Source organism: Chitinophaga arvensicola, from assembly GCF_900110835.1.
GTDB classification, from domain to species: Bacteria; Bacteroidota; Bacteroidia; order Chitinophagales; family Chitinophagaceae; genus Chitinophaga; species Chitinophaga arvensicola.
In genome coordinates this window covers 1,768,478-1,794,325 of sequence record NZ_FOJG01000002.1, presented here as the reverse complement: position 1 = coordinate 1,794,325, position 25,848 = coordinate 1,768,478, and the positions used below count along the sequence as shown (strand labels likewise).

General features: G+C 48.1%; 22 protein-coding genes. 12 read left to right on the top strand and 10 right to left on the bottom strand.

Annotated features, from left to right (window positions below):
• Positions 1-21 precede the first annotated feature (21 nt).
• From BMW79_RS24615 to BMW79_RS24590, 6 genes are all read left to right on the top strand, one after another.
• Positions 22-1,230, top strand: a complete 1,209-nt coding sequence (locus BMW79_RS24615) for a FecR family protein (RefSeq protein WP_089899240.1) — start codon at positions 22-24, stop codon at positions 1,228-1,230.
• A gap of 227 nt (positions 1,231-1,457) precedes the next feature.
• On the top strand, positions 1,458-4,748 hold the full coding sequence (locus tag BMW79_RS24610; RefSeq protein ID WP_177192317.1) for a TonB-dependent receptor: 3,291 nt from the start codon (positions 1,458-1,460) through the stop codon (positions 4,746-4,748).
• Between the two features lie 20 nt (positions 4,749-4,768).
• Positions 4,769-6,412: a RagB/SusD family nutrient uptake outer membrane protein gene (locus BMW79_RS24605; RefSeq protein ID WP_089899235.1), complete on the top strand. Its 1,644-nt coding sequence runs from the start codon at positions 4,769-4,771 to the stop codon at positions 6,410-6,412.
• Between the two features lie 128 nt (positions 6,413-6,540).
• Positions 6,541-7,665 (top strand): aryl-sulfate sulfotransferase, encoded by a 1,125-nt coding sequence (locus BMW79_RS24600; RefSeq protein WP_089899232.1) that lies wholly within the window; start codon positions 6,541-6,543, stop codon positions 7,663-7,665.
• Between the two features lie 68 nt (positions 7,666-7,733).
• Positions 7,734-8,741: a c-type cytochrome gene (locus BMW79_RS24595; RefSeq protein WP_089899229.1), complete on the top strand. Its 1,008-nt coding sequence runs from the start codon at positions 7,734-7,736 to the stop codon at positions 8,739-8,741.
• A gap of 40 nt (positions 8,742-8,781) precedes the next feature.
• On the top strand, positions 8,782-9,867 hold the full coding sequence (locus BMW79_RS24590) for a Gfo/Idh/MocA family protein (protein ID WP_089899225.1): 1,086 nt from the start codon (positions 8,782-8,784) through the stop codon (positions 9,865-9,867).
• 56 nt (positions 9,868-9,923) lie between these two features.
• Here the strand turns inward: BMW79_RS24590 and BMW79_RS24585 are convergent, their stop codons facing one another.
• The 4 genes from BMW79_RS24585 to BMW79_RS24570 all read right to left on the bottom strand — a co-directional run bounded on the left by BMW79_RS24585 (position 9,924) and on the right by BMW79_RS24570 (position 14,691).
• Complete coding sequence (locus BMW79_RS24585; protein WP_089899222.1) at positions 9,924-11,237, bottom strand: TolC family protein; 1,314 nt, start codon at positions 11,235-11,237, stop codon at positions 9,924-9,926.
• A 20-nt stretch (positions 11,238-11,257) separates the two neighbouring features.
• Entirely contained in the window at positions 11,258-12,835 is a 1,578-nt protein-coding gene (locus tag BMW79_RS24580) for a DHA2 family efflux MFS transporter permease subunit (protein ID WP_089899219.1), read from the bottom strand.
• A gap of 1 nt (position 12,836) precedes the next feature.
• Positions 12,837-13,898, bottom strand: a complete 1,062-nt coding sequence (locus BMW79_RS24575; RefSeq protein ID WP_089899215.1) for an HlyD family secretion protein — start codon at positions 13,896-13,898, stop codon at positions 12,837-12,839.
• 187 nt (positions 13,899-14,085) lie between these two features.
• On the bottom strand, positions 14,086-14,691 hold the full coding sequence (locus BMW79_RS24570; protein WP_089899213.1) for a TetR/AcrR family transcriptional regulator: 606 nt from the start codon (positions 14,689-14,691) through the stop codon (positions 14,086-14,088).
• 199 nt (positions 14,692-14,890) lie between these two features.
• Here BMW79_RS24570 and BMW79_RS24565 point away from each other — a divergent pair, with 199 nt between their 5' ends.
• The 3 genes from BMW79_RS24565 to BMW79_RS24555 all read left to right on the top strand — a co-directional run bounded on the left by BMW79_RS24565 (position 14,891) and on the right by BMW79_RS24555 (position 17,328).
• Positions 14,891-15,697, top strand: a complete 807-nt coding sequence (locus BMW79_RS24565; protein ID WP_089899209.1) for a hypothetical protein — start codon at positions 14,891-14,893, stop codon at positions 15,695-15,697.
• A gap of 199 nt (positions 15,698-15,896) precedes the next feature.
• On the top strand, positions 15,897-16,385 hold the full coding sequence (locus BMW79_RS24560; RefSeq protein WP_089899206.1) for a hypothetical protein: 489 nt from the start codon (positions 15,897-15,899) through the stop codon (positions 16,383-16,385).
• 76 nt (positions 16,386-16,461) lie between these two features.
• Positions 16,462-17,328, top strand: a complete 867-nt coding sequence (locus tag BMW79_RS24555) for a DUF4349 domain-containing protein (RefSeq protein WP_089899203.1) — start codon at positions 16,462-16,464, stop codon at positions 17,326-17,328.
• On the opposite strand, the gene BMW79_RS24550 is transcribed toward BMW79_RS24555, so the two are convergent.
• The 4 genes from BMW79_RS24550 to BMW79_RS24535 all read right to left on the bottom strand — a co-directional run bounded on the left by BMW79_RS24550 (position 17,325) and on the right by BMW79_RS24535 (position 20,172).
• Positions 17,325-18,014, bottom strand: a complete 690-nt coding sequence (locus tag BMW79_RS24550) for an alpha/beta fold hydrolase (protein WP_089904205.1) — start codon at positions 18,012-18,014, stop codon at positions 17,325-17,327. The genes BMW79_RS24555 and BMW79_RS24550 overlap by 4 nt on opposite strands.
• A gap of 61 nt (positions 18,015-18,075) precedes the next feature.
• A complete protein-coding gene (locus BMW79_RS24545) occupies positions 18,076-18,684 on the bottom strand; it encodes a Crp/Fnr family transcriptional regulator (protein ID WP_089899199.1) in 609 nt (202 codons plus the stop codon).
• A gap of 103 nt (positions 18,685-18,787) precedes the next feature.
• Entirely contained in the window at positions 18,788-19,249 is a 462-nt protein-coding gene (locus tag BMW79_RS24540) for a PA2169 family four-helix-bundle protein (protein WP_089899195.1), read from the bottom strand.
• A gap of 122 nt (positions 19,250-19,371) precedes the next feature.
• A complete protein-coding gene (locus BMW79_RS24535; protein WP_089899192.1) occupies positions 19,372-20,172 on the bottom strand; it encodes an MBL fold metallo-hydrolase in 801 nt (266 codons plus the stop codon).
• Between the two features lie 84 nt (positions 20,173-20,256).
• Here BMW79_RS24535 and lgt point away from each other — a divergent pair, with 84 nt between their 5' ends.
• From lgt to BMW79_RS24520, 3 genes are all read left to right on the top strand, one after another.
• Positions 20,257-21,096, top strand: coding sequence for a prolipoprotein diacylglyceryl transferase (gene lgt / locus BMW79_RS24530; protein WP_218150432.1), 840 nt, complete (start codon positions 20,257-20,259; stop codon positions 21,094-21,096).
• Positions 21,083-22,054 carry a CobW family GTP-binding protein gene (locus BMW79_RS24525; protein ID WP_089899188.1) on the top strand — a complete coding sequence of 324 codons (972 nt, stop codon included), beginning with the start codon at positions 21,083-21,085 and terminating at the stop codon, positions 22,052-22,054. The genes lgt and BMW79_RS24525 overlap by 14 nt, the downstream gene beginning before the upstream one ends.
• Before the next feature lie 75 nt (positions 22,055-22,129).
• Positions 22,130-23,074, top strand: coding sequence for a DUF4846 domain-containing protein (locus BMW79_RS24520; protein ID WP_089899185.1), 945 nt, complete (start codon positions 22,130-22,132; stop codon positions 23,072-23,074).
• A 54-nt stretch (positions 23,075-23,128) separates the two neighbouring features.
• Here the strand turns inward: BMW79_RS24520 and BMW79_RS24515 are convergent, their stop codons facing one another.
• Both BMW79_RS24515 and BMW79_RS24510 read right to left on the bottom strand, forming a co-directional pair.
• A complete protein-coding gene (locus BMW79_RS24515; RefSeq protein WP_089899183.1) occupies positions 23,129-24,022 on the bottom strand; it encodes a metallophosphoesterase family protein in 894 nt (297 codons plus the stop codon).
• 7 nt (positions 24,023-24,029) lie between these two features.
• On the bottom strand, positions 24,030-25,826 hold the full coding sequence (locus BMW79_RS24510; RefSeq protein WP_089899181.1) for a RagB/SusD family nutrient uptake outer membrane protein: 1,797 nt from the start codon (positions 25,824-25,826) through the stop codon (positions 24,030-24,032).
• Positions 25,827-25,848: the final 22 nt, after the last annotated feature.

Below are 25,848 nucleotides of genomic sequence, written 5' to 3'. Positions count from 1 at the left end.
TAGCTATTACGAACAGTAACAATGGACCATCAATTTAACGTTGCCGAAGACTTTCTGTTGGACGATTCTTTTCTGGGCTATTGCATCGGGATCAATGAAAACGATGTACAGCACTGGGAAAAATGGATCATCGAAAATCCGGAAAAGCGCCCCGCTTTCGACCGTGCACGCTACATTTTTGATACGGTCAACGGCCAGCAGGGCCGCCTGGATGTGGAAGTGAACAGGTTCCGTTCCTTGTTACAGGATCATATTACCCGCACTGCTACGGATATTTCACCGGCAAAAGTCCGCGCTTTCCCACGTTGGCGCGCAGCGGCAGCTGCTGTGTTGCTACTGGCTACCGGTAGCGCAGGTTGGTATTATTATGAAACACATATTGCCGGCAAAACTACATCCCCAACTGCCATTGCCTCAAACGATGTGCTGCCGGGAGGTTCCAGGGCCCGCCTCGTGATGGGCGATGGTACAGAAGTAGTGCTGGATTCACTGAATCCAAACGGCCTCCTGGAAAAAGATGGTACCCGCATCGGGAAAGATGAAGGCAAACTGGTATACGATGGCAGCGCCACTTCCGGCGACCAGGTGACCTTCAATACCCTGTCGACCCCACGCGGCGGTGAATACCAGCTGGTATTACCGGATGGTACCAAAGTATGGCTGAATGCCGCTTCCTCACTGCGTTTTCCTACAAAGTTTACAGGGGCCGACAGAACTGTGTACCTCACAGGAGAAGCTTATTTCGAGGTAGCGCAACAGGCAGCACAACCTTTTCACGTACAACTGAACAATGGACTTAAAATAGCGGTACTGGGCACCGCATTTAATGTAATGGCCTACGACGATGAAAATACAGTGAACACCACCCTGGTAACAGGTAAAGTAAAAGTAGCACAGCCCAATGGTAAAAGCGTGGTATTGTTGCCTGCCCAACAGGCAATTCTCGAAAAGGACAACCAGGAACTGGATGTAAGCGACGCTGATATCGACAAAATACTCGCCTGGAAAATGGGCATGTTCGAATTTGACGATGATGACTTATCCACCGTTATGAGACAGCTGGCACGCTGGTACGATGTAAAGGTGACCTTTGAGGGACCGGTACCCGATAAACACTATACCGGATCTATACGTAAACAATCCACGTTATCCCAGGCGTTACGCATTTTAAAAACTGCCGGGATACAATTTAATATTGAAGGAAAACAAATCATCGTTGAAGTAAAATAACAAGACCAATATAAGGATGTAACAACCAGGATCTTCGTGTAAAGATGCTTCAGGCAAATAAAAACCGGGAACGCGGCAACGTCCCCGGTGGAAATTGTCTGGTGGGCATATACACGCTTATTTGACGTAAACAGCTTAACGCTCACCAAAAACTTAACAAATCTATGCTATTTAGACATGCTGGCAAACACCCCGGAACGTCGGTGTTCGCGCAAATGCTGAAAGTTATGAAACTAGCTGCTTTTCTGCTGCTGGTACTGGCTATGCAGGTAAGTGCAACCGGTTACTCGCAAAAATTAACCCTTAACATGCGTAACGTGACGCTGTCAAAGGTCTTCAGGGAAATCCGCAAACAAACCGGATATACCTTCTTCTACAACACGGAAATGCTGGAACAAACCGATAAGGTGTCGCTGGCAGTGGTACAAGCCGATCTGGAGGATGTATTGAGCAAATGTCTGCTCAATAAAAAACTCAATTACAGTATCGTCGATAATACCATTATCCTCTCTGTAAAAGCAAATGAACAGGCCAACGAAGCTCCCCGGCCGGTGGTCAATATCTCCGTATTCGGTAAAATCACGGATGCCACTACCGGTGAACCCCTCTCCGGCGCTTCCGTAAAACTGAAAGGTACTACCAAAGGTACCAGTACCGATGCCAAAGGTAGCTACACCCTGCAATTGCCGGAAAATGGCGGCGTGCTGGTCGTTTCCTTTATCGGTTACGAACCTGTGGAAAAGGCCGTTTCCCAGGCCGGCGCACTCGATATTGCACTGAAACCTAAAGCCGTGCAAACAGAAGAACTGGTGGTAGTCGGCTATGGTACGCAGAAAAGAAAAGATGTAACCGGTGCTGTCTCCTCCGTAAGAGTGAGTAACATCAGCGCAAACGTATCAAAAAATATCAGCTCCGCTATCCAGGGACGTGTGCCCGGTGTGGCAGTAGAAGCTGCCAGTGGCGCTCCTGGCGCCGGCATGGTGGTTACCATCCGTGGTATGAGTACCCTTGGTAATAACGCACCCCTCTATATCGTGGATGGCGTTTTTGTAGATAACATCGACGGCGTAAGTCCCAATGATGTGGAATCCATCGAAGTGCTGAAAGATGCCGCCACTGCCAGTATCTACGGTTCCCGCGCAGCCAACGGCGTTGTAATCGTAACCACCAAAGGTGGCCGCAAAGAAACCGCCCCCAAACTGGAAGTAGACACCTGGTTTGGTGTACAGTCCGTTCCAAAGAGAATGAGCCTCCTCAACGGCGAACAATGGACCAACCTCATGAGCGCCAATATGAGCGGTATCCCCAAATATGCAGGTATCAGCACCAACTGGCAGGACGCTATTTTCAGACAGGCTTTCTTAACACGTACCAACGTAAATTTCAGCGGCGGCTCACAGAACTTTACCTATAACTTATCCGGTGGCTACCTGAAAGAAAACGGTACCATCATCAATACTAATTACTCCGCTGCCAACTTCCGTGTAAAAACAGAATATAACAAAGGCAGAATACGTGTAGGCGAAACTGTTATCATTAAAAGAGGTAACACCCGCAACAACCCCGGTGGCGGCGATGCGGTACACAGCATTGTAGGCAGTGCCCTCATGATGCCCGCTACTGTGCCGGTATACGATCCTACCCAGCCGCTCGGAGGCTACGGCAGAAGACCAACGTTCATGAAGAACCTGTCGAACCCCGTTGCCCGCCTGGAAAATGTGGAGAATACGTCAAAAGACCTGTCGCTCCTGGCAAATGCTTTTGTGGAAGTAAAACTTATCGAAGGACTGAAATATAAATTCAACGTTGGGTTAACACAGGTACAAAGCAATACCCGCATCTTCTCCGGCTCCTTTGATGACGGCAACTCCGCCAATCCTCTGCCGGACCTGCAACAGGGGACGAATACCGCCAACTCCTGGCTGGCGGAAAACACACTGAACTATAGTAGGAAACTGGGTAAACATAACATCGACGCATTGGTGGGTTACACCGCGCAGAAAAATATGTATACCACCCTCAGCGCTTCGCGCGACGATTTGCCGATCGGTACTACTACGCTGGGTGCGGGTCTCGCTACCTCTCAGAAGAATGATGGTTCTGCCAACACCAGCGCCATCGTTTCCCGATTTGGCCGTATCATGTACTCCTACGACTCCCGGTACCTGTTCTCCGCTTCTGTCAGAAGAGATGGTTCTTCCCGTTTTGCTACCGGCTTCCAATACGGTTCATTCCCGTCCTTTTCTGCTGGCTGGAACCTGCATAATGAACATTTCTTCTCTGGCCTGACCAATGCGGTGAATACCCTGAAACTGCGTGGCAGCTGGGGCATACTGGGTAACCAGGAAGTTGGTAACTACCTCACACAGAACAGCATCTCCAATGGATTGAACTACGTACAGGGCGGCGCCCTCTGGCCCGGTGCTATTGCCAGCGGATATGCGTCTCCGTTAAACCTCTCCTGGGAAGAAACCAAGATTATCAACCTGGGTGTAGATGCAGGTTTCCTTAACAATAAACTGTTTGTGATTTTCGATGTGTTTAACAAGAAAACAAATGGCGTATTGTTAAACGTTCCTTTCCCGCTTTCCGCTGGTAAAACAGGATCTCCGACCCTGAACGCCGGTGTGATTGAAAACAAAGGATATGAAATCTCCCTGGAATATACCGATCGTAAAGGTGACCTGAACTATCGTTTAGGATTTAACCTTGCACACGTGTCCAACAAAATGACATCGATCGACATTGGTTCCGGCCGCCAGGAATTTGGTGGTATTTCCCGCGCCAAAGTGGGTTATCCTATCGGCGCATTTTTCCTGATCAAAACAGACGGTATCTTCAACTCAAAAGAAGAAGTAGCTGCGCATAGCAAAGATGGTAAACTGATCCAGCCGAATGCACAACCGGGTGATATCCGCTATGTAGACGCCAACAACGATGGCATTATCGATAACCAGGACGAACAGAACCTGGGCAGCCCGTTCCCTAAACTGAATCTCGGTTTATCCGCCAACCTTTCCTGGAGAGGATTTGATATGAGCCTGTTCCTGGAAGCTGTAACCGGTAATAAGATCTACAACGCCCGGAGAAAATGGATGGACAAAATGAATGAAGTCACCAACTTCTCTACCGATGTACTGAATGCCTGGACGCCGGAAAATCACTCCGGTTTCCCACGCTTCACTTTATCTGATCCTAATAACAACAACCGCGATAACAGCGACAGATGGCTGGAAGACGGTTCCTATCTGCGTTTCAAACGCCTGGAAATTGGATACAACATTCCAAAATCACTGATGAACAAATGGGGCATTGACAAAGTAAGGGTATTTGCTTCCGGTGAAAACCTGTTCACCATCACAAAATACAAAGGCTACAACCCGGATATCGGGGGTGCAGTACAAACCAGTGGTACGGCTCCTTCCGCCGGCACTACACTGTCGAGAGGCATGGACAATTCATGGGATGTATATCCTTTGTCCCGCACCTTCCTGTTAGGCCTGAATCTTACTTTTTAATCGATTAACCGCATTACCACATGAAAAAATCATTTAAGTATATAAGTGCGCTGACGCTGGTGCTGGCAACAGCAGCCGGTTGTAACGAAAGAGACTTCCTGAAACAATCCGATCCCAACAGGATCACCGATGCTACTTTCTGGAAAGATGAATCCAGTGTTAGCCAGGCACTCGGGGCTACGTATAGCCCTTTACGTTCCTCCCTGTATGGTTACTGGGGTTCCTACCAGGGTATCCAGGACATCAACTCCCTGGGCGATGACATTTTTACCCTGCCCGGAGAAGAAGCCAGCACCATCGCTGTGGCTACTTTTGCCAACGACGAAAACAACGGTGATCTGAACGGCATCTTCAGTAACATCTACCAATGTATTCACCGCGCTAACCTGCTGCTGTCGAAGATCGGCGATGTGAAAATGGATGATGGCAAGAAAGCACTCTACATTGCGGAAGCGAAATTCCTGCGCGGATTATCCTACTATCTTCTGGCTTCCAACTGGGGTGATGTGCCCGTGCGTACCACGCCACTCGCAGAAGATATGTCGGACTACGCCACACCCTGCAGCTCAAAAGCGGATGTATGGAAACAGGTAGTCAGTGATCTTACCGATGCCAAAGCTGGCTTACCCGTTAAGCGCGAATCAAAAGAACAGGGCCGCGTAACCAGTGGCGCTGCTATCGCCTATCTCGGCAAGGCCTATATGTTTATGGAAGATTATCCAAAAGCGGAAGCCACGTTCGACCTGCTTTTTCAGAGTCCGTACGCTTACGACCTGGTAGACAACTTTGAAGATAACTTCACCGACAAGAATGAATACAACGTGGAATCTGTGTTTGAATGGACCTTCGCTCCCCTGGGAGATCAGTATGGCGCCTGGAATACCGAAACACCCAATTCACCGATGTACAACTACCTGCCACAGTTCATCGGCCCACCCGCAGGTGGCGGCTGGTTTAAATATGTACCTTCCAATTACCTGGTCAGCGAGTTCATAAAAGAAAAACGCCCCGCCGGCGCCAATACCAAATTCGATAAAAGGATGTACGCTTCCCTGATGTGGAAACAATCAACTCTTGGCGAAAAGGATACTACCTGGTATGATGGAAAAACCTTTGATCAGCTCTGGAATTCTGCTTTGTCAAAAACAGTGCGGCTTTACCCGGATGTACCATTGGATACAACTACCAACGGCCGCTTCCTGATCAAAAAAGGGACGAGCGCATGGCGGAATGTGGCCAACGCCGACAACTACTGGGGACCTACACCTTCCACCGCCAACTACCGCGTACTGCGCTTTGCAGAAGTGGTGCTGCTCCGTGCAGAAGCGGCTGCGCAGAATGCCAATACCGGCAAAGCCGTTACTGATATCAACCGGATCCGCCGCAGGGCGGGACTGGCCGATAAAACAGCCGTTGAATTACCAGGCAAAGATCAACTGCTGGCAGAAATTGATCACCAGAAGTTACTGGAATTGTTCTTCGAACAAAACCGGGTATACGATCTGAGAAGATGGAATAAAAACGCCGCTACACTGGCTGCTGCATTAAAAGCACACCAGAAGCAGGGCGCTAATGTATTCCAGGCAAAACATTATGTATTCCCGATTCCGGCAAGTGAACTGAGGTCGAATCCAAAAGCCACTCAGAACAGCCTCTGGAAATAAATCATCTGATACAGGATTAAACTGATGATGCTGATATTACTTTGTTCAATTTGTTACTATCCAATCACTATACACCACACCCGTTAACAATATCAGTGTTGTCAGTTTAATCCTGTAAAAGCAATGCCATGAAAATACACCACTACTTTTTATTATTAATTATTTGCACGGCTTGCCATCAACAGCCTAAGCAACAGATTCCTTTCTGGGTACAAGATGCGATTACTGTCGACAGTATGCCGCAGGCCGCCATCCCGGCCCGTTTCAGGGAAGGATATGTGCTCCTCAGCCAGCGCGATGAGCCCGGCGTATTGTACTTGCTGAATGCCAGCGGCAAAGTGGTGTGGTACCATTCCGTAAAGGGCACCGGTTTTAAAACGGCGCATTTTACAGAACATCAAACACTGCTCTGCATTCTTGGAAGTAAGGAATACGCTACCAGTTACGGCAACCAGGTGATGGAACTCTCCCTGACAGGCGATACCCTGCTGCACCTGCAAAAAGGACAGGGTGATTTTACCACCAATGCACACCACGAAGTGCTGCTGAACCCCGATAACAATATTGTGCTGCTGAATACTGTAGAACGCACTTTTGATCTCAGCGCTACCGGCGGCGGTAAACAGGATACCGTTAGAAGCGATGGCATCCTGGTGCTGGACCGTAAAGGCCATAGACAATGGGAGTGGACTGTATTTGATGCGTTTGACCCAATTACGGATACGGCTATACTGCGTACACGCCTCGACTGGATGCATGCCAACAGCCTGAGCTACGACAAAGATGGCAATTACCTGATTTCTTTCTATAACAATGGTCAGATCTGGAAACTAGATGCACATACCGGCAAAGTAATCTGGAAATTCGGCAGGAACGGCGACTTCCGTTTCCCGGATTCGGCCGCTTTTGATATGGGACATGCAGTGCATATCAACAGCGACAATGACCTGATGTTGTTTGATAACGGCGTATCGCGCCAACAATCGCAAACACTGGCCTTTCATCTGGATGAAGGAAACAGAACGGCCACCGTTGCCCTCCGTTCTCCTTTGCCCGCTTATTTGTTCAACGACCGGATGGGAAGCGCTTACCTGGTAGACCATAACAGCATCCTGCAATGTTGTTCCAGGCGAAATACCGTACTGCTGACCGATAGACAAGGTAAGCCACTGTGGCGGCTGCGCTGTAACTTTATTCCCTACCGGGCGGAGTTCATCCCCAAAGAAATGTTGCCTTCTTTTATTGTTCATTAATTTTTTTCCGGGAGATGAATACCTTAACAGTCGTTCATCTCCCCGGAAAATAAACCACTGTGCCAATTATGAAAAGTTCACTGCGTATCGTTACGGGCTGTTTTCTCATAGCCGCCACCGTTGCTGTATTTTATTCCTGTCAGACTAATGTAAAAGGGGAAGAGAAGGAAACCGCTAAAGTAACGGTGGTGGCTACACTATTACCTGCGGTCGACAGCGCCGGTATTCCCGGTGATAAATATGGCGAAGCCGTTCGCTACGGACAGGAACTTATGTACAATACCGCTTATTATATTGGCCCGGAAGGCATCAACGGTAAATACCTCGGCAATAAAATGAACTGTACCAACTGCCACCAGCAGGGAGGTACCAAGCCGTTTTCCTTTAACCTGATGCGCTCTCACGAGGATTATCCGCAATACCGCGCCCGGGAAGGACATGTACTCACACTCGCAGAGCGCGTTAATAACTGTGTTACCCGTCCGCACAATGGCAAGCCATTGCCGCTGGATAGTAAAGAAATGGTGGCTTTTCTGTCTTATTTCCGGTGGATCAACAGCTTTGTGCCCCGCGATAAACCCTCCAAAGGGGTCAAAAACCTGGAGGTAGTCCTGCCGGATGTAGCCGCCAGCCCCGGGCGTGGCGAACAATTGTATGTGCAGCATTGCGCCCGCTGCCATGGCAAAGAAGGAGAGGGCCAGCTGCGCAGCGACCGGGTGACCTATACTTATCCGCCTTTATGGGGAAAATACGGCTACCAGCCAGGCTCCAGCATGCACCGGGTGATCAAACAGGCACAATGGCTGAAAGCCAATATGCCCTACGACAAAGCTACCTGGGATAAACCCTTCCTCTCTGATGCAGAAGCCATGGACATCGCCGCCTTTGTGAACGACGACAGCCGGCACCCCCGCCCGGATGTAAAAAACTTTGACTACCCCCATAAGGAAGAAAAGGCGCTGGATTACGATAAAGGTCCCTTCGCTGATACCTTTTCTGTTGCCCGGCATAAGTATGGGCCCTACCAGCCAATGATTGACTACTGGAAAAGCAACGGATTAAAAGCCAGCTACTGAGGTAGCTATGAAAAATAGAACATATTCCCTAGATTTAGGGATGCGTTCTATTTTTCTTACTTTCCTGCTGATGCATGTCCTTGGCTGCATCATGGCTCAGCCATTACGTGTAGCCGTTGCCGGTGTATCGCACGGACACGCGGCTTTTATTCTTGGTCGCCCTGACAAAGGGGACATCCAGATTGTTGGTATATACGAACCGGATACCGCATTAGCCAGGTTAAGGGCCAGGCAATATCATCTCCCGGAAAATATCTTTTATACAGACCTGGGTAAAATGCTGGATGTGGTGAAACCTGCTGCCGTACTGGCATTTGGTTCTATTAAAGCACACCGGGAAGTAGTGGAAGCAGCCGCACCCCGGCATATTCATATCATGGTGGAAAAACCGCTGGCTACCACGGTCACGGATGCACGCTATATGGAAGCGCTGGCAAAAAAGCATCATGTGCAATTGCTCACCGACTACGAAACCAGCTGGTACCCATCGGTCGCCAAAACGTTCCAGCTATTGCAGGATAGCAGTTTTGCCGGTAACATCCGCAAAGTAACGATCAACGATGGCCACCAGGGGCCAAAAGAAATTGGCTGTGGCCCGGAATTCCTCCAATGGCTTACCGATCCGGTACTCAATGGCGGTGGCGCCCTCATGGACTTTGGCTGCTACGGCGCCAACCTCATGACCCATCTCATGAAAAACCGTTTGCCCGTATCCGTTACTGCGGTAGCCCGTCACTTTAAACCGCAGATATATCCCAAAGTGGAAGACGACGCTACTATCCTTGTGGATTACGGCGATGCGCAATGCACCATACAGGCCTCCTGGAACTGGAGTTTCAGCCGCAAAGACATGGAAGTATACGGCGATAAAGGTTATCTCATTGCCGCAGATAAAAATACCCTGATTCAACGGAGCAGCGAACGGGCTCCCGCTATTACCCGCCGTATAACGGCTACGGATATACCCGTGTATGAAGATCCTTTCAACTATCTCATAGATGTGCTGAATGGAAAGATTACGATGTCGCCCGACGGACTGTATGCACCGGCCAATAACGTGATTGTGGTGCGCATACTTGAAGCTGCCCGCGAATCTGTACGCACCGGGAAAACGGTGAAGTTCTGATAAAAGCAGGCGGAGATATCAGCCATATTGATACCTCCGCCTGCCTTTCCGCTGTTTTACCAGCTGCCTGTCGCTTTATTATATTTGATTTGTGCCAGCAGGTAGTCATACTGTGTTTTTATATATTGCTGCTCCACATTGCTGATCGACCTTTCCGTTTCCAGCAGGTTATTATAGGCAAAACTGCCCAGTGAAAATTCCAGTTGCTGCTGCTGGTAGATCTTTTCAGATAAATCAAAGTTCTTCCGCGTAGTCTGCATGTTCAACAGCGCATTGTTCAATTCTGTAGCCGCCTGTAGAATTTCAAACTGAACATCCGCCGTTTTTTGTTCCAGATCGGCTGTGGTTTGTAACGCTTTCAACTCGTAATTTCTGATCTGGTGGCGATTTTTGATGTTACCCGAAATAGGAACACTCAACTTCAGCCCCACATAACTAAAAGGCGTCCACCATTCCCCTTGTGTATATTTAAAATCATTATAGAGATATTGCCGGGAATAATTACCCGTTACAGATACCGTAGGAATGGCATATTGCTGTGCCTTGCGTAGTTGTAACTGGTTGTCCTGTTGCAGCAGCTTTATCTGCCGGATCTCTGTTCTGTTAAGATAACTATCTGCTGCGGGTAAACGGACCGCATTCACCGTACCGAGTGTATCCGTGAGGGTTATGGTATCTGTTACCGGGATGTTCACCTGGTATTTCAGCTCATTCATCGCAAGCTGGTAATTCTGTTGCGCGCTGGCAGTGGTGATCCGGGCATTGGCATAATCCAGTTGCGCCCGCAGATAATCCGTTTCAATGAGGGCGCCTTGTTTGTATTTTCCTTCGGCCAGGGTATAGTATTCCCGGAAGCGGGTTTCATCGCGGCCGGCGATAGCCTGTTGGAGGTTTTTCAGCAACACATTGTAGTAAGCAGTGGCAATCTGTACTTTGATCTTTATTTCGTCGCCCCTGTTTTTTTCCTGCTGCAACTCCAGGCTGTTCTTTGCAATCTTTATATCTGTGGCGAGCATGGGTTGTAATACCGGTTGCTGCAATTCAATACCCAGTATGGTAGCATTTTTGGCGCCCAATGCCAGTAGTTCAGGCTTATCCAGTCCGCCGAACCCCGGCGGAATAAAAGTGGCCTGCATTTGCATATTGTAGCGGATGTTGCCATCCACATGAATATCCGGCAACCACTCCTGTCGGCTTTTTTTCAGGGTGTTATCTGCCAGGGAGATGTTGTATTTGTTGGCCTGCACATCATACCGGTTCGCCAAACCGGTGTCAATGGCCTGTTGCAGACTCAGTGCATGGTGTGCGGTGTTTTGCGCACCTGCGCCCGTAGCTACACTGCAAAGCAATATTATAAAAAGACGTTTCATGAAGTTTATTTTTTCATTGATTAATGGGCATCTGCCACCGATGCAGGGGTGGAGGATTTCTTGTACCGGATCATCAGGATCAGGGGTACTGCAAGTAGCATGATCAGTCCTACGATCATGAAACCATGATTATAGCTTACCAGTAGCTGTTGCCTGGTAAGCGCGGTATCAGTCAGCTGCATAGCCAGTTGCGCGGATTCATCCGGTCCGTAGCCGCTGGCTGCCATGCTTTGTGTGATCCCGTTTACATAATCCGTGCTGAGTGGGTTATAGGGATTGATAGCAGGTATCATATTGTTACGCACATATGCATTTTCATGACTGAGGTAAATATTCAGCAAGGCCACGCCAAATGCACCACCCAGCTGCCGGAGCATATTTGATAGTCCTACCGCCTGGGCCAGGTTTTTACCTGTAAGACCAGCAGTCGCCAATCCCAGTACGGGTACCACCATCATCACCGCACCCACGCCGCGTATCATAAAGGGCCAGAAGAAATCGCCACTATTGGATTCAGGCGAGGAGAAGGAGAGCATCACAAGATACAGGACAGTAAGCCCCAGCCCTGTAAGGATAATTATCTTCGGATGTACGCCTTTCTCGGTTGATTTTTTGGCAATAACCATCCCGACCACAGTCATCAGCATCCCGGGAATCATGAAGGCGCCTGTTTGAGTGGCTGTCCACCCCAATGATACCTGCACAAACAAGGGGAAAATAAAAAGGGTCCCCGTCATGATGATACCTACAATGAAGTTCATCAGGCTACCCATGGCTAGGTTGAAGTTGCCGTACAACCGCAGGTTCACCGCCGGATAACTGATGCTTAATTCCCGGATCACAAACAGGATCAGTCCTATGATGGCCAGGATAAAAAAGAAAGTAATATCATTACTTGAAAACCAGTCGGCGGTAGTACCTTCTTCCAGTATATATTGCAAAGAGCCGATCCCTACTGCGAGGAATACAATTCCCCATACATCTATCCTTGGCTTTTCTACGCCAGCCAGGTCGGATACAAATTTCCAGGAGAGAAAAGCTGCGATCACGCCGATGGGTACATTGAGAAAAAAGATCCAGTGCCAGGAAAGATGGTCTGTAATGTATCCGCCTAGTACCGGACCAAAGGCCGGTCCCAGGATTACACCCAATCCAAATACCATCAGGCCGGTAGCCCTCTCCTCTGGTGGAAACGCATCCATGATAATGCTCTGTGAGGTAGACAACAACCCTCCGCCGCCAATGCCCTGCACAAAACGCCAGAACACAAGCATCCACAGGTTACCGGAAAAACCGCACATCAGGGAAGAAAAGGTAAAGATGGCAACAGAACTGGTGAAGTACAGTTTCCTTCCAAAGAGGTTCGACAGCATCCCGGACAATGGAATCACTATTACGTTGGCAATGCTGTAAGCAGTGATCACCCAGGCAATTTCCGTTGTTGTGGCGCCGATATTGCCGCTGATTTCGCGGAGCGATACATTCACAACGGTAGTATCGATCAGCTCCAGGATGGCGCAGGAAACGGCGGTGATCAGTAATATCGCCCGGGCAACACCGGTAGGGTAGGTGGCCGGAGCAGAAGATGCTGGTGTCATGTTATTGGATATTAATCTTCACAAATGCACTCAGGCCAGGAAACAGGCTGTTTCCTTTATCGCTGGGATCAAGCGTGATGCGGATGGGAAAACGTTGCGTGATCTTAATAAAATTACCGGTGGCATTATCAGGTGGCAGCAACGAAAATTTCGCACCGGTGGCGCCGGTAAAGGAGGCTACATGGCCAGAAAATGGTGTTTCAGGATATGCATCCAGCGTGATTTGCACCGGCTGACCGGTTTTTATTTTACGAAGCTCCGTTTCTTTGACATTCGCAGTGACCCAGAGATGACGGGTGTCAATAATAGCGCATAGGGTTTGTCCGGCGCTGATGTATTGCCCTTCTTTGATCACTCTTTTGGTGACAAAGCCGTCGAAGGGCGCCGTCACATACGCATGGCTCAATTCATCCTGTGCCAGCTTCAGTTCCGCCTGTCGTTGTTTTACGAGTGCCTGTGTAGCAGAGATCTGCTGGTGTTCTGCTTTGGCCTGCGTTTCCAGTTCCTGGGAAGTGGTGCGGGTACTCTGTTCGCGGTTCACTGCTTTTTCATAGTCAGCTTTTGCGAGCAGCAGGGTGGTTTTGGCGGCTTCATACTGTTCCTGGGTAGTAGCTCTGATCTGCAGCAGAGCTGTGGTACGATCCAGGTCTTTCTGCGCTTTGGCGAGGTTGGCAGTGGTAGCGGCAATGGTTTGTTTATCTGAGGCCACGCTCTGCATGGATGCACTGGCATGTTGACTGCTGGCCAGTGCCTTCAGATCGGCGGCGCTGAGGTTTTGCGAAGCATTTTCCAGCAAGGCCATGGCTTGTTGCACTTTGGCTTCCAGGGCGGTGGTGTTCAGCAACACGAGCGTATCACCTTTCTTCACCGGCTGATTATCGGAGAAATGCACGGCATCGATGTAGGCGGCCACGCTGGAGCGGATGGTAACAATATCGCCGTCGAGCTGCGCATTATCGGTAGAGGTATAGGCGCCGGCTTTCCACCAGAAGTAAAGACCACTGCCCGCAGCGATTACCACTACCAGCAAAATAAGGAGCAATTTGATGGACTTCTTTTTCATAAAATTAATTTACATGTTGACATTTAAAACCGAACGACCGGTTTGTTTTCTAGTTAAAAAAAAGGGAAGTATGATGGCTTGTTTAAAATCTTTGCTATTTATTTAAATCCGACCAGTCGGTATGTTTTAAGTAGAAAAAATAGCGTGTCCTTAAAACACGCTTGTTATTCATTTCTCCCAGATATCATCAACCTTTCAACGTCAGATACAACGCATCCCAGAGTGCCAGCAGTTCTTTTCTTATCTTCTCCACTGAATCGGAAACAATGTAATTGATCCCGATACCATCGCCTGAATAGATAAACAACCGGGCAATAATGTTGTCGCTCAGTGTCGAGGTGATTTCCTGTTTCTTTTTGGCAATCTTCACCATTTCCGTCCAGGCACGTAACTCGGCTTTCTGCCGTTCCAGGTGCTCTGCGCGGAAGCCGGGGAATATATTGATGGCATCGAAAATAAGCAGGTAGTAATTCATATTGAATTCGCTGTTGCCGTTCTTATCGGTGAGAAATTTCTCCTCTCTCATCTGCTTGTCCATATGATGCAGGTAAGCATGATAGAAGTCACGCAGGGAGTCTTTCGGGAAAGAACTATAATCCACCGCCATAATACCGCCGTAAAAAAAACGGATCACTTCTTCAAATACCTGCTCCTTGCTACTGAAATAATGGTAGAACGCCCCTTTAGACATCCCTGTTCCGGCAACAATCTCTTTCATGGTTACTTCTTTAAAACTCTTCTGCAAAAAGAGTTTCAGAGAAGTATTCAATATTAACTCTCTGGAATCATTCATAAAAACCGACCATTTGGTATGTAAAAGTAATCCTTTTTTTAATTTCTCCAAATTATTACAAAAAAGGGGAGAGGAGATGTTGTTCCATACCAGTTGCTGAAAATATCGGTTCAGCCCTTTTCATCTGATCAAGTATCACATTTTAAAGCCCATCCCGGCCTTTTTATTATATTGCGGCCTGAAAAATAATTAACCGCCCATGAAATCCGTTGTTAACTACTTTAATCTCGTCGGAGAATTTACGAACCCCGCTAAATTTATGTGGGGCGCATTCTTAAGTGGCCTGATCGCTTTTATCGTCGCAGTAATCCTGGTCATCGTACTCCGCAAATTCATCCTGGTACCCCGCTCCAGTAAGATCCTCCGCTTTGTAGCTTACACCTATTTTGTACTGTTGCCACTGCTCGCCGGATTTTTTGCCTTTAAATGGGGATTTTTTAACAGTCTCCGGAAGGATATCAAAGCACACCAGGAAGTATATGCGAAACATATACCCTCCGTATTTGACCAGCAGGCTTCTGCTGCAGTACAGTCCCTCTTCCGTGATCCCGATGGCCGGCCTTCTGCACTTACAAAGATGACCACCAACCAGGTGGTTGATACCGTAGGCGCATTGGTATATAACGTTTACGGCAGTACGCTGGAACAACATGCGTCCCAATCGGGTGCAAGAGGCCAACTCGCCGCATTCATGCTGCGCACAACCAAAGGAGCCGGCATTGCCGCTTTGATGAAGAAATACATCGCTGCCTTTCTTTCGGATAAACTAAAACTCGGAGAGGGCACAAGCGAAGCCCTGATGGAAACAAAACTTATTTCCATTATCCAGGGCGGCCTGTTTTTGAATATAGCAGTCATCCAGGTAGATCTGTTCCTGAAAGGCCTGCAAAAAGGCGTACTCATTACCTTCCTGCTCATCCTTGCAATACCACTGGCCGAAATAGCCATTGCACACTACCTGCACCGAAAGAAATTGAAAGCAGTACCCATCCCCGTAAAAATATAAACGTGCGATTGTCTTTCTCAGTATCTGCTGAGAAAGACAATGCTTAAATATTATTTACCTGCTATATACAACCCCATACGATTCAATAAAAATGAATTTTTTCCCCGCCTGCGATCTTTTTAGCCGGAAGAAATCGTAACTTAACTATGCCCAAAAACAGGATAGGCGTTAACGTTATTACAGATGAAAAACTGATATCATGAGATTTAACTGTTTCTATATCATTTTCCTCAGCATAGGCATTCTTATTTCAGGTGTTAGCTCCAAGGCCCAGCAAACCCCCGCTTTCAATGATAGTTATCAGCAGATAAGCAGGTTTATGGATACCGCCCTTATTCCCCTGAAAGGGGGAGCCACCAGCCTTGCTTTTTCCCTCAAAGCAGAAATTGATAAAGGAGAAATTATAAAGCTGGATTGTTCCACCAATGTTGCCGGAAATCTTAAACCAAGACTGTTCCGCTTACAGGAACTGGACATACGATGGAATAAATTCACTGGCAAAAGCGGTAAGTATTATATCATCATCCCCGTATATTTTATAGTAGAACATAGCACCGGTAAAATACAACTCAACTCAAAAACGGAATTTACCAATGGATTCTATTTTGATGATGGTGATCTCTTCGACAACAAACCCCTGAATAACTACTACTTCTTAAAACCGATTTACCTGCAACGCTATATCTGAGCAGGTGTCATCATTTTAACATTTTAGAAAGGTTACCTTTTCGGTGACCGGCGTATAAAGGTTAAATTCTTCTGTTATGCGCTTTTCATTCCATTACCTGGGGATTCCCCTGCTGGCGCTGTGTGCCTGCCAGTCAAATGTCAGTAAAGAGATGAGAGACTATGCAGCTACTGCTGATTCCACCTCTTTATCCAACGACATTACCCAAATCAATTCTGCTTCCCGCAAAAGAGTAAAATCTGCCGACGTCCGGTGCCGCGTCAACAACGTGTTTGCAGCCACTTCCAGCATGGAGCAACTCGTAACACGCCTCGGCGGAATCGTAGTAGAAAGTAACCTGCAAAACGAATCAGTTCAACAATTCAATCTGCCTTACACAGCCGACTCAGTAAAGCAGGTGCAGTTGTACACGCCTATTGCAAACATTACGCTGAAAGTACCTGTAGAACACCTCGACTCTGTAGTGAATGCACTCACCATCAATGCTGCGTATATTGATCACCGCGTAGTTAAAGACCAGGACATGACCCTGAAATACCTGGCTAATGCATTGAAGAAAGAACAACACGAACAACAGGAAGCACAACTCGCAAAAGTAGCCCCCGCAAAGAAAGGAACTACCCTCGATGTGGTGCAGTACAAAGACCAGAAAGCAGAGCAGATCATCGACCGGCAGATGGATAATCTCCAGATCAATGATGATGTGAACTATTCTACTTTCACCGTCCAGTTGTTCCAGCCACGGATCACCGATGAACAAATTGTAGTCAACCCGGAACGCCTCACCCGCGCAGGTTTTGGTACGGAATTGCTCGTTGCCCTGCGCACCGGCGCCGATGTTTTCCGTAATATCCTGCTCTTCTTTATTCAGCTGTGGCCTTTCCTCTTAGCCGCTGCACTGGGCTGGTTCGGCTACCGCAAAGTATTGCTGCGTAAAAGTTAAACCGCTTCCAGGAACGCTTCCAACACTTTATTAAACTCCGCCGGTCGCTCCATCATAGGAGCATGACCACAGGCTGCCAGCATTACCAGCGTGGCCTGCGGCAGGTAGCGCCTGAATTCTTCGGCTACTTCCGGCGGAGTTATTTTATCATCTTTCCCCCAGATCAGTAATACGGGCGTAGGAATATGAGGCAGCAGATCCGCTACATAATTGCGTTGTGCCGACTTTGCCATACGTACAATGCTGAAGCATTTGCGGGCATTGGTGGTAGTACTGAATACCTCATCTACCAACGCATCAGTGGCCACCGCAGGATCATAAAAAGTATACGCCACTCTTTCCCGGATATACGCATAATTACCCCGTTTGGGATAACTGCCCATACTGGTATTTTCGTATAAGCCGGAACTCCCGGTCAGGATTAATTGAGATACCCGCTCCGGATAACGGTGGGTATATAGAATGGCTACATGTCCGCCCAGTGAATTGCCTACCAGGATGACTTGTTGCAACTCCATCTCCCGGATATAATTTTCGAGAAAAGTAACGAGGAAATCCAGCTGATCGCCGGCAGGTGCCTCGTAAATAGGAAGTGCAGGAATATGTATATTGTAACGCGCCTGAAAATGACTGACTACCCCTTCCCAGTTGCTTAATCCGCCGAAAAGTCCATGCAGTAGGATCATGCTTTGTTTCATTGCTTTTTTGATACAAAGCTAGCAGGAGGTAGGCTCAATGACTGTGATCTCAGTCACAAAAGTTGCGGGTACGATCCAGGAGGAACAAACGCGCTCTGCTCAGGGCTTCCCGGCTGGTATACAGGTAACGCGCAATATTTGTCAGTGATATTTTTTGTATAATCGCAGGCCGGCGCTCCAGCAGGAACTTATATCGCTGCAAGGGTGTTTTTAAAGAAAGGATATACTGGTGTTCCGATTGCTGCTCCATCAACTCCTGGTACAATTGCAGGTTTACATGCAGGAGGTTCATGTGCAGGTCGTACAATGGCTGTAGTTTCTTGATATTGATTCTCAGTACCACTGCGTCTTCCATGGCCACAATGCTGATGGCGGAAGGTGCTCTTTTATTATAACTTTCACAGTTGGCCAGGAAATCATCTGCAAAGCCAAACTTGACTATTTTTTCATTTCCTTCCTCATCCACAATGGTGAATTTAAACAGGCCGGATATCACAAAGGCAGAATAACGGGCTACTTTTCCGTAGCGTAAAAATGAATCGCCTTTTTTGATATGTTTTACAGTGGCAATGCTGTCCAGCAGCAGCCATTCAGCGGTTGTCACCACCGGGTATTTTTTCATGAGACGATCATACCAGGCGGGCAAAGTTTGATTCATATGGGCAACTATTTGCCTGTAAGATAGGCATTCGTCCAAATAAAATAAAAATGCAGCAGACATACGATGACGCCTGCTGCAAGGTTGATGATATGCTGGTTGTTTACTTAGCCTGGTCGCGTAAGCCTTTTATTTTGTCATGTGAGGCCCGCAGTTCTGCTTTCTGGAGCGTCAGCAGTTCTTTGATAAATGCTGGCAGATGCTCATGATCGATCGCATCTTTATAGGCTCTTTGTGCAGCATCTTCTCCTGCTTCGCAGTTGGATAAAATGGTATGGCGGTCGTGACCGGTGAATACTGCTTTTACATCCATCCAGGCGCGGTATATTTTACCACTGGCAGTCGTACCTGCTTCCATGGTGCCTCCGTTAGCCTGTACTTCGCTTCCCAGCGCATTCCTCAACTGATGGCTTTCTGCAATCATTTCGGAAAAAATGGGTTTCAGGTCAGCATTTTCAGCAGTCAATTCTTTGAGTGCTTTTTCATAACCTACGATACGATCGTTGTTGATAGCGATCAGATCATTTAATACCTCATTAGTGGCAGTTGCATTTATCGTTTCCATGGTAATTTTTTTAAGTGTACCTGGTATCAGCCATAAAACATGCCAGCACTTCGAAATGCAGCAGGGGCGGCACTTCGCGTAATAATCAGGAAAACGGAAAGGGGAATCCGGTGTAGAAGGGGTTAATCATTCTGTGGCAGAACTTCGCAGATCTGCTGTGCAATAATGCGGTAGACTGCGGTTTCCTCAAAACGCGAAGCCACTACGATCTCAGTGCCGTTGGCATGCTGGTCGAACAGCTCTTGTACCAGTGCCGGACTGTTATTATCACGGGAAAGGTGCGCTAACAGGAGATGACTCATAAACGGAGGCCGGTGAGTGGTAAATATTTCCAGGGCCTGTTTATTGGATAAATGCCCTTTCCCGCCACGGATACGTTTTTTCAGATAGTAAGGGTACCGGCCTTTATCCAGCATTTCTTCGTCATAGTTTGCTTCCAGGAAAGCAGCATGACATTGCTGGAAATGACGGATCACATGCTCGCAGGGCGCTCCTATATCTGTAAATATCCCGATCGTAACAGCATTGCCAGCCACAATAAAACTATGTGGCTCAGAGGCATCATGATGTTTGGGAAAGGCCGTCACCGATAAGGTACCTATCTGTACCGGCTCATAAGGGGTAAAAGACATGACCAGCTGCTGCTCCAGGGTAAGACCGCCATGCACCATCGTGGCCTGGGTAATATACACCGGCAACCGGTACTTTTTAGCCAGCACGGTTACACCCCGGATATGATCAATATGTTCATGTGAAATGAAAATCGCTTTTACTTTGGTCATGGAAAGTCCAAGACGGGTCATCCGCTTCTCCGTTTCCCGGCAGGAAATCCCTGCATCCACCAACACCGCTTCGCTGTCATTCCCGATATAATAACAGTTCCCGTTGCTCCCCGAATTCAATGATGTAATAAATAGCGACATGTCGGCAAAGGTAGAAATTCAGATTGGTATTTGAGGAGTCCGGTGTTTATAAATGCAACTTTGTTGCAGATTATTATTTTCGTTATGTTTGCAGCTGATGAACACGCCAACATGATCCTTTTCCTGCATTGGGGTATAGCCCCTGAAATATTCCGTTTGGGCGGCTTCGGTCTGCGCTACTACAGTATCGGCTTCCTGCTGGCCTTTATGGCCTCGTACATGGTATTGTTGTGGGTGTTCCGGCGGGAACACTGGTCTCGCGAAACGCTGGATCGCCTGCTGATCTATATCGTAGCCGGCACGCTGATAGGCGCCCGCCTGGGGCATTGTTTTTTTTATGACTGGGCCTGGTACAGGGAACATCTCTGGGAGATAGTATTACCGTTCACTTTTACCGATGGGCAGTTCGTTTTCACGGGTTACCAGGGACTGGCCAGTCATGGCGCGGCCATCGGTATTGTCACGGCTGCTACGCTGTTCAGTTACCGGCAGCGGGTGCCCCTGATCTGGCTGCTGGACCGACTTGCCCTGGTAGTGCCCTTGGCCGGCGCTTTTATCCGCACCGGAAATTTCTTTAATTCAGAAATCATCGGTACGCCTTCTGGTCTTCCCTGGGCGGTGATTTTTACCCGGGTAGATAATATTCCCCGGCATCCCGCACAACTATACGAAGCACTGGCCTACCTGATCATCTTTGGGTTGTTGATGCGCCGGTATCGCCGGCAACCTGCTCCCGGCAAACTATTCGGCTGGCTGTTGATCGGCGTGTTCAGCGCCCGCTTTGGGATTGAATTCGTGAAGGAAAACCAGGTAGCCTTCGAAAAAGGACATTTGCTGAATATGGGGCAGTTGCTCAGCCTGCCGCTGATTGCCCTGGGTATTTATTTTTTAAATTTTTATAAGAGAAAGTATGGAGATCGCTGAACCGATAAAAGTCTACATTTTAACCGGCTTCCTGGGTGCGGGTAAAACCACCATTCTAAATAGCCTGCTGTCACAGTTTCCAGGTCATAAAAATATCGTGATAGAAAATGAATTTGGTAAAGTAAATATCGACGCCGGCCTGATTACGGAGAAAATTGACCAGTTATACGAACTCACCAGCGGCTGCATTTGCTGCTCACTGGATAACGACCTGCTCGAAGTATTGGGTAACATCCTGCAAAACACTGATCGCCCGGACCAGGTATTTATAGAAACCACCGGTATCGCCGATGTAGGCAATATCATCGGGATGTTTCACATGCCGGAAGTGCAACGGCATTATCAGCTGGTAAGTACTCTTTGCGTGGCAGATGCGGAGAATATTTTCGAACGGCTGCAACAACTACCGGAAACCGGAAAACAGCTTTCCTGTGCGGATATCATCATCATCAATAAAATAAAGCACCTCACCCTACCTGAACTGGTTTATTTATCCCAACAACTGGAACAAATGAACCCACTGGCTTTCATCACCACCACGGAAGATGGCCACGTGCCGCTGCATACCCTGCAGTTTTCAGAGAAGCCGCTGGTGCCCGTATCCACAGCTTCTCCCGTAAAACATCCGCATAAGGTAAACACCGTGCTGTTTGAATCACCGGATGCTTTCAATCTCAATATGCTGGTATTTGTTCTGGATTTTCATTTCAATGCGTATCCGGATCAGCTGTACCGCATTAAAGGCTATATCCGTGTAAAGGATACAGAAGAAAAGATGCTGGTGCAGTCGACCGGCAAATACCTGCATATCCAGCCTGCAGGCAGCTGGGGCGGGCAGCAGCCGGCATCTACACTGGTATTTATTGGGAAAGAGCTGAAATCGGCCACTATTCAGCGTATACTTGCACCCGCCATCAGAAAGGCACAGGAAAAAGTGGAGCGCGACAGGATCCGGTAAACCCACTGCCTCCATGTGACCAGTAAATTTTTATGGAAAATATCCGAGCTTGCATCTTTTGAAAAATGCATCTTCATGATAACAATCCGGAATGTTTTATTGATGGGAATGCTGACAGGAGCCACCGCTTTCGTATATGCCTCACAGTTGGAGGGCTGGGAAATCGCTGAAAAACCAAGGTCACTGACATTAGTGGAAGCCATGCTGCCGGCCTTGTGGTACACCGCAGGAAGCGGAACAGTCCTGTCACCCGCCACAGCGCCGGAAGTACGTATACCCGCTCCCGTAACTGCCCAAGAAAGTATTGCCGAACTTCCGCTACCCGCCGGATTTAAACGCCTGCCGCAGGAAGCCGGCAGCTTTGGCGCCTGGCTGCGCACTATTCACCTGAAAACAGATAACAAGGTATATCTCTATAACGGTCAGTTGAAAAATAATCAACAGGCCCAATACGCGGTACTGGATATTTCCATCGGCAATAAAGACCTGCAACAGTGCGCAGATGCAGTGATGCGCCTTTATGCTGAATACCTGTACGCCAGCAAACAATTCTCAAAAATAGCCTTTCATGCCACCGATGGAACACTCATGGACTATGCCAGCTGGATGAAAGGTGATCGCTTTGTATTAAGAAAAAACCGGCTTGTGAAAATAAGACAGGCGGCTGCATCCAGCGGGGAAGAGAGTTTCCACCGGTACCTGGAAACGGTGTTTGTATGGGCTGGTACTTTATCTCTCAGTAAGGAGTTGGTACCGGTAAAGGATACACGTAAAATACTGCCCGGCGATGTATTTATCAGGGGAGGTGCTCCGGGCCACGCCGTTATCGTCATGGATGTGGCGGAAAATAACGCAGGAGAACGGGTTTTTCTGCTGGCACAAAGCTATATGCCCGCACAGAATATTCACGTGCTGAAAAATCCGGCATCGTCAACGCCCTGGTATCCGGCTGCTTTTACAGGAAAACTATTAACGCCGGAGTGGGTATTTGACGCAGGTGAACTGGCACGTTTTCCATAAAAAAGAGGTCAGCCTGTAGACTGACCTCTTTTAATGTTACCGCATTTATGTTATTCAACTATGAGCGATATACTCATTTTCCACCGTGCCATCTGCATATAATTTCAGTATCGCATATCCAGCCGGTGTTTCCAGGTAATAACCTTCTCCGGCAGATTCTTTATCACCGGCTCCCCACCAATAACCGCTCATGGCGCCATTGCAGCAATACCGCACACCATTGTATACTGCATTGTCGGAGAGATGATTATGTCCGCTCAGACAGATCTTTACTTTATCACGGTACTGAAAGAACAACGATTTCAAACGTTGATGATCAGAGTGGCCGCCACCTACCAATATGGGCGTGATGCCGAGAATAGGATAATGTGACATCAGCAGGGTAGGGGTACCTGCAGGTAAGGCTTTCAGGTCCTGCTCCAGCCATTGATACTGTTCTTCATCCAGTTTTACGCCTTCGTTATTACCGTCCAGTATAATAAAATGCCAGCCTTTACGGGTAAAGCTGTAATAGCGATGCGGTATTTTCAGCCGCTTTACTACATAGTCTTTGCCATACATCGCATCATCCTTGGCGGGTGCCTGCCACCAGGTATCATGATTGCCGATACAGCTGTAAATATCATACGATTTCAACGTGCTGATACATTCGTCCCAGATCTGCCAGAGCTGCGTTACCCGCTCTCTTTTCACCGTATCATACGACGCATCAAAGATGGAGTCGCCGCCGTTAAGGAAAAAGTCCACCTTCCGGTTTTTGATTTCTTCCAGGCACTTTTGAAACCGTGCAGGTGCATCCAGATCTTCGCGTATATGCACATCTGTTATATGTGCAATTGTTAGTACCGGGCTGCGCTTTTTGTCTGTTGCAGCCTTTACGGCTGCCGGTCCCAGTAGGGTGCCGGCAGCCATCAGGCCTGTATGTTTGAGGATATCTCTTCTGTTCATAAAAATTTTATTTCCAGTCGAAAATCTGCGTCAGCGCAGGATTTAATGCCACCTGTGTATAAGGCACCGGGCGATAGTAGTACTTCGGTTCGGTAAACTTACGTACATTCGTTTCTGTTACCAGTGTACCACCTGCGTTGCCGTTTTTGAGGTATACCGTAACGCTTTCGCCTATACTACCTGCTTTGTAATACACCAGGGTGATGCCGAGCGAGTTTTTCTCTTTTTTATCTTCCGCAGGAATATCGCTGCCTTTATCGATGAGGATAATATCTTCTATACCATCACCGGTAAGGTCATATTTACCAAGGCCGGGGAAGTACATGCCTTCGGGGATTTTCTCCAGTAATTTACCGGCATGCCATCTCATCAGGTCATTAAACCGGTAGCCTTCCAGGGCAAATTCAATTCTTCTTTCCCGGCGTATTTCCAGTAACACACCTTTCATACCACCGGTTACGTCTTTGAACGCGGCCGCCAATAACGGATCGGGATCTGCATTGCTTACCGCGAGGTTGAGGGCGGGCATACCGGCGCGGGTGCGCAGCAGGTTCACGGACTGATCCAGATCTGTCTGCGTAAGACTGTTCAGTTCTGCTTTGGCTTCGGCATAAGTCAGCAGCGCTTCTGCGTAGCGGTAAACCGGGAAGTCCATGCTGCCGGCGATATTGTTGTCGGTGGTATTGTAATATCCTTTCAGCTGATGATAGCCTGTGAAGTTTTTATTAAGGCGCTGAATATAGGGCCGTGTTTCCCCGGCACGGATAAAACCAGGACCGGCCAGCGTTTGCCGCATACGTGGGTCCCTGTTCTGGAATTCTGCCACAAACGGCAGTTTATCATATCCGGCTATGCTGGTGAAACGCGTTCCGTCTTTCATCAGGTAAGTCTGTACCAGGTCGCGGGAAGGTGATTGCTCATAGTCGCCGAACACGTTGCCGTTGATATTGCTGTTGCTGCCTTTCACCATATCATACGGATCGGCCAGGATCACTTCTTTATTCTGGAGCAGGTCGAGGCTGGCAAACAGCGTGGCGTAATCCTGATCAGGTTTGCCGGTGTTATAGATGGAGAACTTGCCGGATTGCATGATGTCTGCTGCCTGGATCCGGGCGCTGTCGAGAAAGCGATTGGCGGTTCCTTCCAGCTTCAGTTCCGGGTGATATTTGCGGAAAGTACCTTCAAAAAGGGCGATACGTGCGTACAGCAGTTTTGCAGCCCACAGTCCGGGTGTACCGGTGGGTACTTTTTCCCGGATATGCGTGGAAGCAAAACTCAGGTCGGCCATCATGCTGTCTACTACCATCACTCTGGAATCACGACCTTTGAATAAATCGGCGTCACCTGGTTTCAATGCCCTGCTATACCAGGGTACATCGGAGTAACGGATAATTTTATCAAAGTAGAATTTGGCGCGGTAATACCTGGCCAGGCCGGCATAATGATCTTTTATCTCCTGGGTAACATTGGCTTTGTTATAGTTGTCCAGCAGGTAATTGATATCGCGCAGGCGGCCCCAGTCCCAGCCACCGGTAAGGGTCTGGGAACTCGGATTACCGATCATGATATTCTTTATTTCTACGGCGGCTGTAGTGGCTACGTTGTCGCTTTGCTGGTCACCGAGATATTCTCCGACATCGGTCAATGACAGCAGCCCGTTTACATACACTGCCAGGTCTTCTTCCGATTTAAAAAACAATTCAGGTGAAATAGCATCCTGCGGATAACGGTCCAGGAAATTTTTTTTACAGGAAGCACTGATCACCAGTACCCCGATAATTATATAACTGGTAAATTTTTTCATGTTGCAATGTTTAGCGGTCCGG